We start from the raw sequence: 252 nt of genomic DNA, 5'->3' as shown, positions 1-252 counted from the left end.
ATATTGGAGAAGGAAAATCCCCTTCCCAACCGCGCCAACCTAAGTTAATTAAGCCATTTTGATGAGTCTGAGAGCTTCTAACGTCGCCTTTCACAATTTGCGTCACTGCTAATTGTCTATAATTTACGAAGGAAAAAATCGATTCTATTAGTTCTTGCCCTACTTGGCCCATGCACTTGATGTATTGATTATTCCAACGTTGAAAGGATATACCAGGTGCATTTCGAACACCGATAACCATGACCGTAAGTA

At 40.5% G+C, this 252-nt stretch carries 1 protein-coding gene; it reads right to left on the bottom strand.

The window, feature by feature from the left end:
* On the bottom strand, positions 1-252 hold a 252-nt coding region (locus tag AOA60_RS33455; protein WP_218240785.1), incomplete at both ends, for a hypothetical protein.

The sequence above is a fragment of the Pseudomonas sp. 2822-17 genome, assembly GCF_002742485.1.
In the GTDB taxonomy this organism is placed as follows: domain Bacteria; phylum Pseudomonadota; class Gammaproteobacteria; order Pseudomonadales; family Pseudomonadaceae; genus Aquipseudomonas; species Aquipseudomonas cyclaminis.
The sequence above is the reverse complement of the archived record's forward strand: the minus strand, read 5'-3'. Positions and strand labels throughout refer to the sequence as shown.